This window comes from Leisingera coralii, from assembly GCF_049056525.1.
In the GTDB taxonomy this organism is placed as follows: domain Bacteria; phylum Pseudomonadota; class Alphaproteobacteria; order Rhodobacterales; family Rhodobacteraceae; genus Leisingera; species Leisingera coralii.
Window position 1 is genome coordinate 1 of the sequence record NZ_JBHUPT010000038.1, and the last position, 14,788, is coordinate 14,788.

Below are 14,788 nucleotides of genomic sequence, written 5' to 3' on the forward strand. Positions count from 1 at the left end.
GCCGCGCCTTTGGCGCGGCGCCGGGCCCAACCAGAGCGGTGTCCGCCAGGACGCCTGCGATGGGCGGGAGTACTCCCCGGTCCAGCGGGCGGTCCCGGCTGAGGCTGCTTAGCGCCGCCCCTCGCGCAGCCAGCCGGCCGTCAGGAAAAACGCCGCCATCACCAGCGCCAGCCAGGCGGGCAGCAGCGGCCCCTGGGACACCGACAGTGTTTCATAGGCCTCGCGCGGGGTCAGGCCGATCCAGCCGCGCCCGGCAGCCGGCCGCCCGGCCCGCACGCTGCGCAGGGCGGGCATCCCGTCCTCCAGCCGCAGCACCCCGCCGCGCAAAGGCGCCAGCACCGGGGCCAGCACAGCGCCAGAGGCCAGGGTCTCCTCGAACTCCTTCGGTGCGGCAGGCCCTAGGCCGGCCACCGCGGTCTTGCCGCCTTCTTCCAGCCGGTACAGCCCCGCTTCCGGCCCCTCATAGCGGGTTTCCCACTGGCCCGGCGCGGTCTGGCGCAACGCCAGCTCCACCGTGGATCCATCCGGATTGGTCACCGTGACAGGGCCGGCCGCGCCTGCCAGCGTCCGGCGCAGAATGCGCATCCGCTGGCCCGAGGTCTCGGCCCACAGCGCCTCCTCCTCCAGTTCCGGCTCCTTCATCATCCAATGCGCCAATCGCCTGAGCAGCTCCAGCTGCGGCCCGCCACCCTCATAGCCGCGGCTCCACAGCCAGGCGTGGTCGGAGGCCAGCAGCGCCACCCGGCCTTCACCCACCCGGTTCAGAACCAGCAAGGGGCGCTCGCCGGTGCCACTCATCAGCACATGCCCCTCCGGCGCGCGCAGCTCAATCTGGCGCAGCCAGCGGCCCCAGTCCGCCGCCCCTTCCAGGCCGGAGGTCACCGGATGCTGCTTGCCCAGATCGGTGACTTCCGGGCGGTAAGGCTCTTCCAGCACCCGCGCCGAGGGTTCCGCAGGCAGGATCAGCGACAGCGGCGAGCGGTAGATGCTGTCGGCGCTGGCGAAATCCGGCCCCGCGGCCACCAGCACCGCGCCGCCGCCCATCGCATAATTCGCCACATTGTCGAGGTAGACCGCCGGCAGGATGCCGCGCCGCTTGTAGCGGTCAAAGATGATCAGGTCGAAGTCATTGATCTTTTCCAGGAACAGCTCGCGCGTCGGGAAGGCGATCAGCGACAGCTCCTCCACCGGCACCCCGTCCTGTTTCTCGGGCGGGCGCAGGATGGTGAAATGCACCAGGTCCACCGCGCTGTCGGATTTCAATAGGTTGCGCCAGGTGCGCCCGCCCGCGTGCGGCTCGCCCGAGACCAGCAGAACCCGCAGCCGGTCGCGCACCCCGTTGATCTGCACCAGCGCGGCATTGTTTCGCGCGGTCAGCTCACCCGGCTCTTCCGGGACGGAGAACTGGATCACGTTGCGGCCGCCGTGCTGCAGCACCATCGGCAGCTCGAAATCGACCCCGACCGGCAGGGTAAAGCGCTGCGGCGCATCGCCTCCGACCGAGATGTCGAGATCGGCAAAACCGCCCTGAACTGGCACCGCGCCCTGATCCTCGATCCGCAGCGTCAGCGTCACCGGCTCGCCGATGATGGCAAAGCCGGGGGCGTTCTTGACGATCAGGCGGCGGTCCCAGTCGTCTTCGCGGCCGGTCAGCAGCAGATGCATCGGCGCCGGCAGGTTCAGAACCTGGTCCGCGTCATGCACCTGGCCGTCCGACAGGGCGATGATGCCCGCGACCCGCGCCCGCGGCTCATCCGCCAGCGCCCCGGCAATGGCGCTCATCAGCTGGGTGCCCTCATCGCCCGCGCCATCCGCAACGGTGACCCAGCGCACCTCGGTGCCGGGCCGGTTCGCCAGCGCTGCCTTCAGCTGGGTTCGGGCGCGGGCCATCTGCTCCGGGCGGCCGCGCAGCTGCTGGCTGGCGGTCTGGTCCTCGGCGACGATCACGATGTCATCCAGGGGGGCGCGGTCCTCGCTCTGATGCACCGGGCCGGACAAGGCAGCCAGCAGCACCAGCGCCGCCAGCGCCCGCAGGCCCCAGCCCGACAGCCCCTTCCACAGCCCCAGGATCAGCGCCGCCAGGGTCACCGCACCCGCGGCCCAGATCACGGGCCAGGGCACCAGCGGGTCGAACAGGATCGTCTGTGTCATCGCATCCGCTCCCTATTGCCCCAGCCGGTCCAGCAGGGCCGGCACATGCACCTGGTCGGATTTGTAGTTGCCGGTCAGCACATGCATCACCAGGTTGACGCCGAACCGGAACGCCAGCTCCCGCTGCCGCTCGCCGGCATAGCCGCGCCCGACCGGCAGCAAGGGCCGGCCGTTTTCATCCACCGCCCAGGCCGCGGCCCAGTCGTTGCCGCCGATCACCACCGGCGTCACCCCGTCATTTAGGTTGCGGAACGGGATGCCCTCGGCCTGCTCCGCATCGGGCGGCGCCGCCTCCACCCAGACCGGACCGCGGCTGTGGCGGCCCGGGAAATCCTGCAGCAGGTAGAAGGCGCGGGTCAGCACATGGTCCTCCGGCACCACCTCCAGCGGCGGAATGTCCAGCGGCAGGGCAATTTGCTGCAACCGCCGCGACGCCGGGCTGGTCGCGCCCGAAGACGACAGATCGGCGTCGCGGGTGTCGAACAGGATCATCCCGCCCGCCCGCAGATAGGCGTTCAGCTTTCCGTAAGCCTCGGACGAAGGCAGCGGCTGGTCGCGGGTAACGGGCCAGTACAGCAGCGAGTAAAACGCCAGCTCATCCCGCTCCAGATCCACCGCTGCCGGGTTGGCCGGCTCCACCGAGGTGCGGAAGAACAGCGTGTCCGACAGCCCCCGCAGGCCCGCCTCGGCAACCCGGTCGACCTGAGGATCGCCGGTCAGCACATGTGCCAGCACCAGTTCCGAGGCCAGCTCGGCGGCCCGGAAATCCTCCGGCGAAGGCACGTCCTGCGCCCGAAGCTGCTGCGGAGCGGCCAGTGCCGCCAGCCCCACAGCCGCCGCCAGCGCCGCCGTGCGCGCGCCGCCCAGCAGGCCGGAGACCGCCAGCGTGCCCAAAACGTCCAGCGCCAGCAGCGCCAGCGCCAGGGTCAGCAGCGCCCCGCCCAGCGGCATCTCCTGCGGGGCGTCATAGCCGCTGACCGCGACAAAGGCGGGCCAGCGCGCCGCCAGCAGCTCATCGCCCGGGCGCAGCACGTTGCGCGCCAGCATCCGCCGCCCGCCATCATAAACCCCGGGCCGCAGCTCCGGCCCCGCGGGGGCGGCCACCAGGTCCGGCCCCTTGACGCCCGGCAGCGTTTCCGCCGCCTCCAGCCGGCCGAACCCGTCCAGCACCTCGACCGGTGTCCAGGTGGTGCCTTCCAGATCCTCGGCCTTTGGCGTCGCCGCGGAAGAGGACACCGCCAGCCGCTCCAGCATCGACACGAACAGCCCCGACAGCGGCAGGCTGCTCCACTCCGCATTGGCCGTCACGTGAAACAATACCACCTGGCCCTGGCCCAGCGTCTTGCGGGTGACCAGCGGCGTGCCGTCCGCCAGTTCGGCGATGACGCGCTCCGCCAGCTGCGGATCGGGCTGCGCCACCACCTGCGAGCTGATCGCGACCTCCTCAGGCACCTCCAGCCCGTAGAAGGGCGAGCTCTCGGCAAAGGGCGCCAGCGTCTTCGGCTCGCCCCAGCTCATCGCGCCGCCGATGCTGCGGCCGCCAATGCGCAGGCGCACCGGCATCAGGGGTTCTTCGCCGCTGCGGGCGGTGTCGCTGGCGGCCAGCCGCGGCCCGGCAAAGCGCAACAGCAGGCCACCGTTCTCCACCCATTCGATGACCTGGTCTTCCTGGTCCGGGGCCAGCCGCGCCACATCGGCCAGCACGATCACATCCGGATTGGCGGGCAGCAGATCCGCCAGCGCGCCCTCCAGCAGCTCCGCCGAGGGCGCCAGTGCCTGGCGCAGGTAGTGCAGCGGCGACAGCAGGGCCAGGCCTTCATCGGCGCTTTCGGAGGACACCAGCGCAACCTCGCGGCGGCGCAGGCTTTCATCGGTCAGGGCCACGGCGCCCGCCGACCTCACCTCGCGGATTTCGAACCGTGACAGCCGCGCGCGCAGCTCCGCGGGCAGCGACAGCTCGGCCGAGGCGCTGCGGGCGCCATCGGCAAAGCGCAGCGGCAGCGCCGCCAGGCTGCGCTCGGTTCCGCCCGGGTCCTTGCCCTGGGCCACAACCGCGACCTCCTGCGCGGGCCCCGCACGGCTGCGCTGCACCGTCAGCTCGATCGCCCCGCCGGTATAGCTGGCGGGCATCAGCCCCAGCACCGGCGCGGGCTGTTCATAGACTTCGATCCCGCCGCGGCGGCTCAGCGCCTGGACCAGCCCCTCGCGGCCCGGATACTCCAGCCCGTCGCTGAACCAGACGGTGTCAAAGCGGCCCTCGGCGCCGTCAATCGCCTCCAGCGCCTGCGCCAGCTGCTCCGGTCCCGGCTGCCAGGGCAGGGGCACCAGCCCGGCCAGCTGCCGCTGCCAATCGCTGGCCGCACGGAACAGCAGCGGTTCCGGCGCGCTCAGGCGCAGGACGGCCACCGGGCGTCCGGCACGGCCTGCCTCCTCCAGCTGCACCGCGGCCTGGGCGGTGGTCTGTTTCCACTCCGCGGCACCGCCCCAGCTCGCATCCATCACGACGAGCAGCGGCCCGCTGCCGCCGGTCTCCTCGGCCGAAGGGTTCAGCACCGGACCGGCCAGCCCGATGATCGCCGCCGCAACCGCCAGCGTCCTCAGCAGCAAGAGCCACCAGGGCGTGCGGTCCGACAGGCTCTCGTCGTCCTTCAGCCCCAGCAGCAGCGTCACCGCCGGGAACGGCTGGCGCCTGGGCGCAGGCGGCACCGCGCGCAGCAGCAGCCATAGTACCGGCAGGGCCAGCAGGCCCAGCAGCAGCCAGGGCGCGGTAAAGCCGATGCCCGCAATCATTGTCATGGCGCGGTCCGCTCCATTGCGTGATAGAGCCACATCAGCGCGTTCTGCGCTGAGTCGCCAGTGTGATGCTGCCCGAACCGCCATCCCGCCTCGTGGCACAGCCGCTCCAGGGCCGCGCGCCGCTCCGCCAGCCGGCCCAGATAGCGCTCCTGCAGGGCAGAGGCCTTCAGTGTTTCATGTGTAACACCGCCTCCAATGCTCTCGAACAGGGTGCGCCCGGAAAACGGAAACGCCTCCTCCGCCGGGTCCAGAACCTGCAGCAGCACGCCCCGGACGCCGCGCGCGGCTGCCTTGGACAGCGCCTGCTCCATCGGCTCATAGGGGCCCAGGAAATCCGAGATGAACAGGGCGCGCGTGTGCGGGATCAGCGCGCGGCCGTTGGGCGGTGAGTAATCTTCCTCTTCGTCGTCCGACAGCGCTTCGGCCAGCCGCAGGATCTGCACATTGCCGCGCCGGGGCGGCAGGCTGCCGCCAGTGAGGCCCACCCGCTCGCCGCCGTGCACCATCAGCACCGACGCGGCGAGGCCTAGGAGCCGGGCCTGATCAATTTTCTGCGGCAGCTTGGCCGAGGAGGCGAACCGCATCGACGCACCGGTATCCACCCACAGATGCACCGTCTGCGAGATATGCCATTCCCGCTCGCGCACGTATTGGATGTCGCCCATGGCAGAGCGCCGGTGGTCGATCATCCGGCGGCTGTCGCCCGCCTGGGCCGGGCGGTACTGCCAGAAATCATCCCCAGTGCCGGCCCGGCGGCGGCCATGCTCGCCCATCAGCACCGACCCGGCCAGATGCCGCGCCTGCACCAGGAGCGGCGGAAAGGCGCTGGCCTCGGCCTCCGCCCGGTGCCGCAGTCCAACTGCGGCCTGAGAGGCGGCAGGCCTGGTCACGCGGCGGCCCCGGTCCGGGCCAGATCTGCTGCGGTTTCCTCGATCAGGGCCGCCAGGCTGTCACCGCGCGCACGGGCGGCAAAGTTCAGCTGCATCCGGTGGCTGAGGACCGGCTTGGCCATGTCCAGCACATCCTCGGCATTGGGCGCCAGCCGCCCCTCCAGCAGCGCCCGCGCCCGCACCGCCAGCATCAGGGCCTGCGCCGCCCGCGGACCCGGCCCCCAGGCCACGGTCTGCGCCACATGCTCCGACACGCCGGGTTCTTCAGGGCGGAACGCGCGCACCAGGTCCAGGATCATTTCCACCACCGACTCGCCCACCGGCATCCGCCGCAGCAGGGTCTGCGCTTCGATCAGCTCAGCAGCGGTAAACACCTGATAAGCCTCCGCCTCCTCTGCCCCAGTCGTGGCCAGCAGAATGTCCCGCTCGGTCGCGCGGTCGGGATAGTTCACGTCGATCTGCAACAGGAACCGGTCCAGCTGCGCCTCCGGCAGCGGATAGGTGCCCTCCTGCTCAATCGGGTTCTGGGTCGCCAGCACATGGAACGGCGCGCCAAGGGAGCGGTCCTCGCCCGCCACCGTCACCATCCGCTCCTGCATCGCCTGCAGCAGCGCCGACTGGGTGCGCGGGCTGGCGCGGTTGATTTCATCCGCCATCAACAGCTGACAGAACACCGGCCCCGGCACAAACCGGAACGACCGGTGCCCGTCGGCGGCAGTATCCAGCACCTCGGAGCCCAGAATGTCGGCGGGCATCAGGTCCGGGGTGAACTGGATCCGGTTGCCGTCCAGCCCCATCACCGTGCTCAGCGTCTCCACCAGCCGGGTCTTGCCCAGGCCGGGCAGGCCGATCAGCAGCCCGTGGCCGCCGCACAGCAGCACCGAGAGGGTGAGGTCCACCACCCGTTCCTGGCCGATGAACCGTTTGGTGATCGACGCGCGCGCTTCCTGCAGCTTGGCTTCCAGCGCCTCGATGCCGGCCAGCAGATCGTCCGTTTCAGGCATGACATTCCTCGTTTCCCGGATATATGCTGTTACTCTATCGTGCTGACAGGAAATGGCAAAAGCAATGAGCGGACAAAACCCCGTGACACCCGATGCCGAAGGCCTTGCCGCGGCAGCAAAAGCGGCTGGAAAAGAGGCGGGTAAGCGCGGAGGTTTGCCGCCCGTCCACCTGTGGAACCCGCCGTTCTGCGGTGATCTGGACATCCGCATCGCCCGCGACGGCAGCTGGCATTACCTCGGCACGCCCTTCAACCGGTTCGAACTGGTCAAGCTGTTTGCCTCGATCCTCAAGCTGGAGGACGGCAAGTATTTCCTGGTCACCCCGGTCGAGAAGGTCGGCATCACCGTTGAGGACGCGCCCTTTGTGGGAGTGGACTTCGAAGCTGCGGGGCAGGGGCGCGATCAGCTTATCACCTTCACCACCAATATCGGTGATACCGCAGCGGCCGGCCCGGAGCACCCGGTCCGGGTGGAGCGCGATGGCAGCAGCGGCGAGCCCGCGCCTTATGTCATGGTGCGGGCCGGGCTGGAGGCCTTGATCGACCGCAAGAGCTTCTACCGGCTGGTGGAGCTGGGCGAGCACCACGACGGCTGGTTCGGCGTCTGGTCCGGCGGGGCGTTCTTCCCGCTGATCCCGTCGCCAGAGCTGGAAGCAGATTAACTCCTCCGGCATCCTGATGGGTCATCGCCCGGCCGATAAGCCGGGCAGCGCCCGACCCTCCCCACGGGAGGGCGCTTGTGCGCCCACCCAGGGTCAGGCGCTGCCCTCTTGACTTCCTTCAAGCCTCACACCCGGCTGCCGCCCAGCGGCTCCGCCAGCTTGGGCCGCCTGTCCTGCGCAACAACCACACCCAGCCCGACCACAGCGGCTCCAACAGCCTGCGGCCACTCCCAGCTCTCCCCCAGGAAGAGCATCAGGATCATCACATAGAACGGCGCCAGGTTGGTGTGGAAGGAGGCCAGCGCCACTCCCAGCCGGTCCACCGAGGACAGCCACAGCAGCTGGCTCAGCATCACCGATACCAGGCCGAAGATCAGCAGCATCTGCAACTGGTGGCCGGTGACCGGCGCCCGCGGCAGCCATTCACCACCCAACAGCGCCGTGCCAAGGGTCATCACACATGCCAGCAGCAGCCCGCCGCAGATGGTGACGGAGCTGCGCCCTGCCGGGGACAGATCCGGCAGCGCCCGCACCGCGGCGGAGCTCGCCCAGGTGTAGAGCGTGATCGCAACCGCGGCGGCGGCTGCGCCCAGCCCCAGCTCCGCCCCGCTGAGGGAAGAAGTGGCAATCACCCCGCCCAGAACCGTCGCCGCCGCGCCCAGCAGGAACCGCACGCCCAGCCGCCGCTGGCCCTGCAGCATCTCGATCACCCCGCCGATCACCGGCGCCGCCGAACAGATCAGCGCCGCAGTCACCGCGTTGGTCAGCACCTGCGCCTGGATGATCAGATAGGCGCTGGTGCCAAAGCCGAAAAAGCCGATCATCAGCCCCTTGCGCCAGGGCGCGCGCAGCAGGGCCTGCACGCCTTCCCGCATCCCCCACAGCAGCAGGATGCCGGCCGCCGCCAGCGCCAGCCGCGCCGCCAGCAGCACCACCGGCGGCCAGGTCTGCAGCAGCACCTCCGCCGCCGGAAACCCCGCGGCCCAGGTGATCATCGCGGCGGCGGCCAGGGCGTTGCCGCCAAGCGCCCGGGCGGGCGGCGAGGCGTGTTCGCCTGCGGGCAGGCGCTCAGGACTCATCGTCATGGCTGCTATCCTTTGAAATTCCAGCGAAAAATTGCCGGTTTTCCCGGCACGCAACCAGAGCCTGCAAGGCCTGTCTTGCGGGAAAGCGACAATGCGTCGTTTTCTGTGTCTTGGCCTCATGGATTCGCGCGCGATAAACCACCGTGAAGCCAGGAGGACCCGCATGCCCAGATTCGCAGCCAACATCTCGATGCTGTTTGCCGAGCTGCCCTATCTCGACCGGTTCCAGGCCGCCGCCGCGGCCGGGTTCGAGGCGGTGGAAATCCTCTACCCCTATGAGCTCGCCGCCAAGGAAACCCAGCGCGCGCTGCTGGCCAATGGCCTGGAGCTGTTGCTGATCAACGCACCGCCGCCGAATTACACCGGCGGCATGCCCGGCTATGCGGCAGTGCCCGAGGGCACCGACCGCTTCCAGCGCGACATCCGCCGGGTGCTGCGCTACGCCGAGGCGCTGAAGGCCGGCAAGATCCATGTGATGGCCGGTTACGCCAAGGGGCCGGAAGCGCAGAAGACCTTTGTCGAAAACCTGCAATGGGCGGCCGACCGGGCACCGGAGCAGCAGTTCACCATCGAACCTCTGAACAGCGGCGACCAGCCCGGCTATTTCCTCGATGACTACACCCTGGCGGTGGAGGTGCTGGAGGCGGTGGACCGGCCCAACGTCGGCCTGCAGTATGACGCCTACCACGCTCAGCTGATCCATGGCGACGCGGCAAAGGTGTGGGAGACCTTTGGCAGCCGCGCGGTGCATGTGCAGATCGGCGCCGCACCCGGACGCTGCGAGCCGGGCACCGGGCCGGTGGATTTCCAGGAGCTGTTCGCCGCCATCGACGCCAGCGGCTATGACGGCTGGGTCAGCGCCGAATACACCCCCTCGACCCGGCGCACCGAAGACAGCCTGGGCTGGATGCGCTGACCGCCAAGCCGCTCTGCGCAGGCACCTGTGCAGCGGCGCAGATTGTTCCGCATTCAGGGCACCGCATATCTCCTGCAGCACCCGGCCGCCGCCGCCAAGGAGACAGCCATGATCCCCGCCCGTTTCGCGCCTCTTCTGTCCGGCTTCCTGATGTCGCTGATGATGTCCTCGATCGTGTCGGGCGTCTCCACCCTGCGGGGGAGCGGTACAGGGGAGGGCTTTGCCGCTGCCTGGCTGACCGCCTGGGCCTGCAGCTGGCCGGTGGCCTTCCCGGTTGTGCTGCTGGTGGCGCCGCTGGTGCGCCGCATCGTGGACATCGCCATCCGCAACCCGGATGCGGCATGACGCCCGCGGATGGCCGGAATACACATTCGATAATTGAAATGTATTGGCTGGCACGGCATAAAGCGCAGGACCAGTGAAAGGATGCCGCCAATGCTGCCCGCCCGTTTTGCCCCTGTGGTGTTCAGCCTGATCCTGTCGGGGCTGATGTCATTCATCGTGACCGGCGTGGCGACCTGGAAGGCGCTTGGGTTTGGTGCCGGGTTTACCGGTGACTGGATGCAGGCCTGGTCGCTCAGCTGGCCGATTGCCTTTGCCGTGGCCTTCACCGCGGCACCCATGGTGCGCAGGCTGGTGGCCAGGCTGGTCAAGCAGCCCGCAGGAGGCTGAAGAGGTCCGGAAAGGCCTCCCGCCCGCTGCAAGCTGCATCAAAGATGCAGCAGCAGCCGTTGGGCGTGGCGCCGCTGGCGCGGCGCAAAGGGTTTTGCTGAGAAGCCCCTAAGGGCAGGACTGCCCTTGAGGGGCGTTTCCGATTGTTTTCAGGGCAAGCCGCGCGGGACGCGCGGAGGCTGGCGCCTCCCTTGACCCGGAGCCGAACCGCTGCGCGTCCCATCGCGCCGCGTCAGCGGCGCCCGGCCCAACGGGATGAGACCGGCAGGCCGTAGCCGGGCGGGAGCGCCCCGCCGGCCTCGTGGGGCGGCTCTTAGTGTGCTTCAGCCCAGTTCTGGCCGCGGCCGGCATCCACCACCAGCTTCACGTCCAGATGCACCGCCGGGTCGGCGGCGTTCTCCATCACCTGGCGCGCGGCTGCGATGGTTTCCTCCACCGCCGCTTCCGGCACTTCGAAAAGCAGTTCGTCGTGCACCTGCAGCAGCATCCGCGCGGGCAGATGGGCGATGGCGTCGGGCATCCGGATCATCGCCCGGCGGATCACATCGGCGGCAGTGCCCTGGATCGGCGCGTTGATCGCCGCGCGCTTGGCAAAGCCCGCCTTCGGCCCCTTGGCATTGATCTCCGCGGTGTGGATCTTGCGCCCGAACAGGGTCTGCACATAGCCATGCTCCTTGGCGAATTCCACCGTCGAGTCCATGTACTTGCGGATGCCCGGGAAGCGCTCGAAATAGCGGTCAATGAAGCCCTGGGCGTCCTTGCGCGGAATGCGCAGGTTGCGGGCCAGGCCAAAGCCGGAAATGCCATAGATCACACCAAAGTTGATCGCCTTGGCTTGACGGCGGATTTCCGGCGTCATCTCCTCCAGCGGCACTTCGAACATCTCGGACGCGGTCATCGCGTGGATGTCCTGGCCCTCGGCAAAGGCCTGCTTCAGCGTGTCGATCCCGGCCATGTGGGCGAGAATGCGCAGCTCGATCTGGCTGTAGTCGAGCGACAAGAGCACGTTGCCCTCTTCCGCCACGAACGCCTCGCGGATGCGGCGGCCTTCCTCGGTGCGCACAGGGATATTCTGCAGGTTCGGATCGGTCGAGGCCATGCGGCCGGTGCTCGCCCCGGTCTGGGCGTAGGAGGTATGCACCCGCCCGGTGTCCGGGTTGATATGGTCCTGCAGCGCGTCGGTGTAGGTCGACTTCAGCTTCGAAAGCTGCCGCCAGTCCAGCACCCGCGCGGGCAGGTCGTGTTCGGTGGCCAGATCCTCGAGGATATCGGCGCCAGTGGCATAGGCGCCGGTCTTGCCCTTCTTGCCACCCGGCAGCGCCATCTTGTCGAACAGGATCTCGCCCAGCTGCTTGGGGGAACCGACGTTGAAGCTCTCGCCCGCCAGCTCGTGAATCTCCGCTTCCAGCGCGGCCATCTTCTGAGCGAAGGCATTGGACATGCGCGAGAGCGTATCGCGGTCGACCTTGATGCCGTTGCGCTCCATATCCGCCAAGACCGGCACCAGCGGCCGCTCCAGCGTTTCATAAACCGTGGTGACCCGCTCCTGATGCAGCTGCGGCTTGAACAGCTGCCACAGGCGCAACGTGATGTCGGCATCCTCGGCGGCATAAGGCACCGCGTCGTCAATCGGCACCCGGTCAAAAGTGATCGCCGATTTGCCGGAGCCCAGCAGCGGCTTGATCGGGATCGGCGTGTGGTCGAGGTAGCGTTCGGACAGCGTGTCCATCCCATGCCCATGCAGGCCTGCGTGCAGGGCATAAGACATCAGCATGGTGTCGTCGATCGGCGCCACGTCCACCCCGTAGCGGTGCAGGATCTTGGCGTCGTATTTCATGTTCTGGCCGATCTTGAGGATCGCCGGGTCTTCCAGAACCGGCTTCAACAGCGCCACCGCTTCCTCCAGCGGCATCTGCCCCTCCGATAGCCCCTCGCCGCCAAACAGATCATCGCCCCCGGCCTTGTGCGCCAGCGGGATATAGCAGGCCTCGCCCGCCTCGACGCACAGCGAGATGCCGACCAGATCTGCGACCATCTCGTCCAGGCCGGTGGTCTCGGTATCCACCGCCACCCAGCCGCGATTGCGGATCCGGTCCACCCAGACCTGCAACGCCGCCGCGTCGCGGACGCATTCGTACTTCTCCTTGTCAAACGGCACCGCTTCCGGCGCCTCCGCCGCCGCGGATACCGCTGCCGCTGCCGGCGCTTCCGGGATTGCAGGCGCATCCATGCCCAGCCGGTCGGCCATGCGCTTGGACAAGGTGCGGAATTCCATCTCGGCGAGGAAGGTCAGCAGGGTCTCCGCATCCGGCTCCAGCACCTCCAGATCGTCGAGGGTGAAGTCCAGCTCCATGTTGCAGTCCAGCTGGACGAGCCGCTTGCTGAGCTCGATCTGATCGCGCTTCTCGATCAGCGTCTGGCGCCGCTTGGGCTGCTTGATCTCTTCCGCCCGGTCCAGCAGCTCCTCCAAGGAGCCGAACTCGTTGATCAGCAGGGCGGCGGTCTTGATCCCGATCCCCGGCGCGCCCGGCACGTTGTCTACGCTATCACCGGCCAGCGCCTGCACATCCACCACCCGGTCCGGGCCGACACCGAATTTCTCCACCACACCGTCGCTGTCGATGCGCTTGTTCTTCATTGCATCCAGCATCTCGACGCCGCCGCCGACCAGCTGCATCAGGTCCTTGTCGGAGGAGATGATGGTCACCCGCCCCCCGGCCTCACGCGCCTGGCAGGCCAGCGTCGCGATGATGTCATCGGCCTCAAAGCCCTCGATCTCCTTGCAGGCGATGTTGAACGCCTTGGTCGCCTCGCGGGTCAGCGGGAACTGCGGCACCAGGTCCTCCGGCGCGGGCGGGCGGTTGGCCTTGTACAAATCGTACATCTCGTTGCGGAAGGACTTGCCGGAATAGTCGAAAATCACCGCCACATGGGTCGGCGCATCCGGGCCCTTGTTGTCCTCCACCTGCTTGAACAGCATATTGCAGAAGCCCGCCACGGCCCCGATCGGCAGCCCGTCGGATTTCCGCGTGAGCGGCGGCAGCGCGTGATAGGCGCGGAAGATGAAGGCCGAGCCGTCGATCAGATGCAGATGGCAGCCCTTGCCGAATGTTGTCCCGCTCATGGCCTGTCGCGCTCCCGTTTGAAAACCTGTTCGTGTTCTGTTTCCCGGTTATCGGTGATCCGGCAGGGAAGGGCAATTGCCGTTTGCCGCCTGTGGCAGGAACCGGCGGCGGCGGTCTGTCGCCGCGTCAGGAGGGCGGCGGGTTCCGGCAGCAGTATGCCTGTGATAGACCTCGAGCCTTCCTTCATCACACAGCAGGATCGAACCCCATGCAGCTCAACGGAAAAACGGTCATTGTCACGGGCGGCAGCGATGGCATCGGCAAGCATATCTGCCTGAAACTGGCCGCCGAGGGCTGCAAGCTGGCAATTCTGGGCCGCAATCAGGAGCGGCTGGAACAGGTGGCAGAGGAGGCCCGCAGCCTCGGCGCCCCCGAGGCGCGCAGCTATGGTGCGGACATGACCGATCCGGCGGCGATTGCGGCTGCGGCGGCGGCCATCCTCCAGGACTTCGGCAGCGTGGATATCCTGATCAACAATGCCGGTATCTGGCACAAGGCCGGGCCGCTCGACAGCATTTCCGAGGAGATGCTGATGGCCACCGTACAGACCAACCTGACCGGCCTGATGCAGCTGACCCGCCACCTGCTGCCCGCGCTGCGCGACCGGGACGAGGCCGCCATTCTCAACGTCGCCTCCAAGTCCGGCGTGGCCGCCCAGGCGGGCCAGTCGGTCTATACCGCCACCAAATACGGGGTGCGCGGCTTCACCGACGTGCTGAAGCTGGATGAGGCAGAGACCGGCGTGCGCGTCGCCGGCCTCTATCAAAGCGGCAGCAACACCGGCATGTTCGCCAAGGCGGGCGAGGAGGTCCCCAACCACATCTTCACCGAGCCGGAGGATCTGGCCGATGTGGTGGTCTTTATGCTGTCGCGCCCGCCGAAACTGTGGATGCACGAGGTGCGCGTCGAGCTCTGATCGCGGCGCCGCCTGCCGCAGCGCCTCTGTCCGCCTCAGGGGAGGGGCCTAGAACACCCCCATGCTGAGGCCCGCGCCCATCGCCAGGCCCAGCTCGCGGCAGGCCTCCAGCTCCTCTTCCGGGATCACCTTTTCCGCCAGGATCGCTTCGGGTGTCTGCGCATGGGTGCAGAGGATCAGCGGCGGCTGAACTTCCTTCAGCCGCCAGCCGGTGGCGATCCGGGCGGTCTGGCGGGCGGCGTTTTCGCCGTCCGATCCGGCACAGACCATCTGCGCATAGGGCCGCCCCTCGATCTTTCCCAGCACCGGGTAATAGCAGCGGTCGAAGAATTCCTTCATCATCCCCGACAGCGCCGCCAGGTTCTCCGGCGCGCAGAAGATATAGCCATCCGCCGCCAGCAGATCCTCCGGCCCGGCGTCCTCGGCCCGTTTCAGGATGGTCTCTGTCTCACCGCGCGCGGCCTCATACGCGGCCTCCGCCATCTGGCGGCTGCCGCCGGTGCGCGAGTGATAGACGATCAGAAGCTGTGCCATGGGCCGCAGCCTATGCACTCAGGTCGCGGGCCGGAAGC

At 68.4% G+C, this 14,788-nt stretch carries 12 protein-coding genes; 5 read left to right on the forward strand and 7 right to left on the reverse strand.

The window, feature by feature from the left end:
- Positions 1-108: 108 nt before the first annotated feature.
- From ACFMBG_RS13690 to ACFMBG_RS13705, 4 genes are read right to left on the reverse strand one after another with little or no spacing between them, the layout of a single operon-like run.
- Complete coding sequence (locus tag ACFMBG_RS13690; RefSeq protein ID WP_421055257.1) at positions 109-2,151, reverse strand: hypothetical protein; 2,043 nt, start codon at positions 2,149-2,151, stop codon at positions 109-111.
- A gap of 12 nt (positions 2,152-2,163) precedes the next feature.
- Positions 2,164-4,947: a DUF4159 domain-containing protein gene (locus ACFMBG_RS13695; protein WP_421055258.1), complete on the reverse strand. Its 2,784-nt coding sequence runs from the start codon at positions 4,945-4,947 to the stop codon at positions 2,164-2,166.
- Entirely contained in the window at positions 4,944-5,837 is an 894-nt protein-coding gene (locus tag ACFMBG_RS13700) for a DUF58 domain-containing protein (RefSeq protein ID WP_421055259.1), read from the reverse strand. The genes ACFMBG_RS13695 and ACFMBG_RS13700 overlap by 4 nt, the downstream gene beginning before the upstream one ends.
- On the reverse strand, positions 5,834-6,841 hold the full coding sequence (locus ACFMBG_RS13705) for an AAA family ATPase (RefSeq protein ID WP_421055260.1): 1,008 nt from the start codon (positions 6,839-6,841) through the stop codon (positions 5,834-5,836). Before ACFMBG_RS13705 ends, ACFMBG_RS13700 begins: the two co-directional genes overlap by 4 nt.
- A 64-nt stretch (positions 6,842-6,905) precedes the next feature.
- Between ACFMBG_RS13705 and ACFMBG_RS13710 the strand changes: the two genes are divergently transcribed.
- Positions 6,906-7,502: a DUF1285 domain-containing protein gene (locus tag ACFMBG_RS13710; RefSeq protein ID WP_421055261.1), complete on the forward strand. Its 597-nt coding sequence runs from the start codon at positions 6,906-6,908 to the stop codon at positions 7,500-7,502.
- A gap of 125 nt (positions 7,503-7,627) precedes the next feature.
- On the opposite strand, the gene ACFMBG_RS13715 is transcribed toward ACFMBG_RS13710, so the two are convergent.
- Complete coding sequence (locus ACFMBG_RS13715; RefSeq protein WP_421055262.1) at positions 7,628-8,587, reverse strand: DMT family transporter; 960 nt, start codon at positions 8,585-8,587, stop codon at positions 7,628-7,630.
- Positions 8,588-8,750: 163 nt separating this feature from the next.
- Between ACFMBG_RS13715 and ACFMBG_RS13720 the strand changes: the two genes are divergently transcribed.
- From ACFMBG_RS13720 to ACFMBG_RS13730, 3 genes are all read left to right on the forward strand, one after another.
- Entirely contained in the window at positions 8,751-9,503 is a 753-nt protein-coding gene (locus ACFMBG_RS13720; protein WP_421055263.1) for a hydroxypyruvate isomerase family protein, read from the forward strand.
- Between the two features lie 108 nt (positions 9,504-9,611).
- Positions 9,612-9,848 (forward strand): DUF2798 domain-containing protein, encoded by a 237-nt coding sequence (locus ACFMBG_RS13725; protein ID WP_421055264.1) that lies wholly within the window; start codon positions 9,612-9,614, stop codon positions 9,846-9,848.
- Between the two features lie 90 nt (positions 9,849-9,938).
- Positions 9,939-10,175 carry a DUF2798 domain-containing protein gene (locus ACFMBG_RS13730; RefSeq protein ID WP_421055265.1) on the forward strand — a complete coding sequence of 79 codons (237 nt, stop codon included), beginning with the start codon at positions 9,939-9,941 and terminating at the stop codon, positions 10,173-10,175.
- Between the two features lie 313 nt (positions 10,176-10,488).
- Here the strand turns inward: ACFMBG_RS13730 and polA are convergent, their stop codons facing one another.
- Positions 10,489-13,299, reverse strand: a complete 2,811-nt coding sequence (gene polA, locus ACFMBG_RS13735; RefSeq protein WP_421055266.1) for a DNA polymerase I — start codon at positions 13,297-13,299, stop codon at positions 10,489-10,491.
- 209 nt (positions 13,300-13,508) lie between these two features.
- Here polA and ACFMBG_RS13740 point away from each other — a divergent pair, with 209 nt between their 5' ends.
- Positions 13,509-14,216: an SDR family NAD(P)-dependent oxidoreductase gene (locus ACFMBG_RS13740; protein WP_421055267.1), complete on the forward strand. Its 708-nt coding sequence runs from the start codon at positions 13,509-13,511 to the stop codon at positions 14,214-14,216.
- A gap of 48 nt (positions 14,217-14,264) precedes the next feature.
- Here ACFMBG_RS13740 and ACFMBG_RS13745 read toward each other — a convergent pair whose 3' ends face one another.
- Positions 14,265-14,750, reverse strand: coding sequence for a flavodoxin family protein (locus tag ACFMBG_RS13745; protein WP_421055268.1), 486 nt, complete (start codon positions 14,748-14,750; stop codon positions 14,265-14,267).
- Positions 14,751-14,788: the final 38 nt, after the last annotated feature.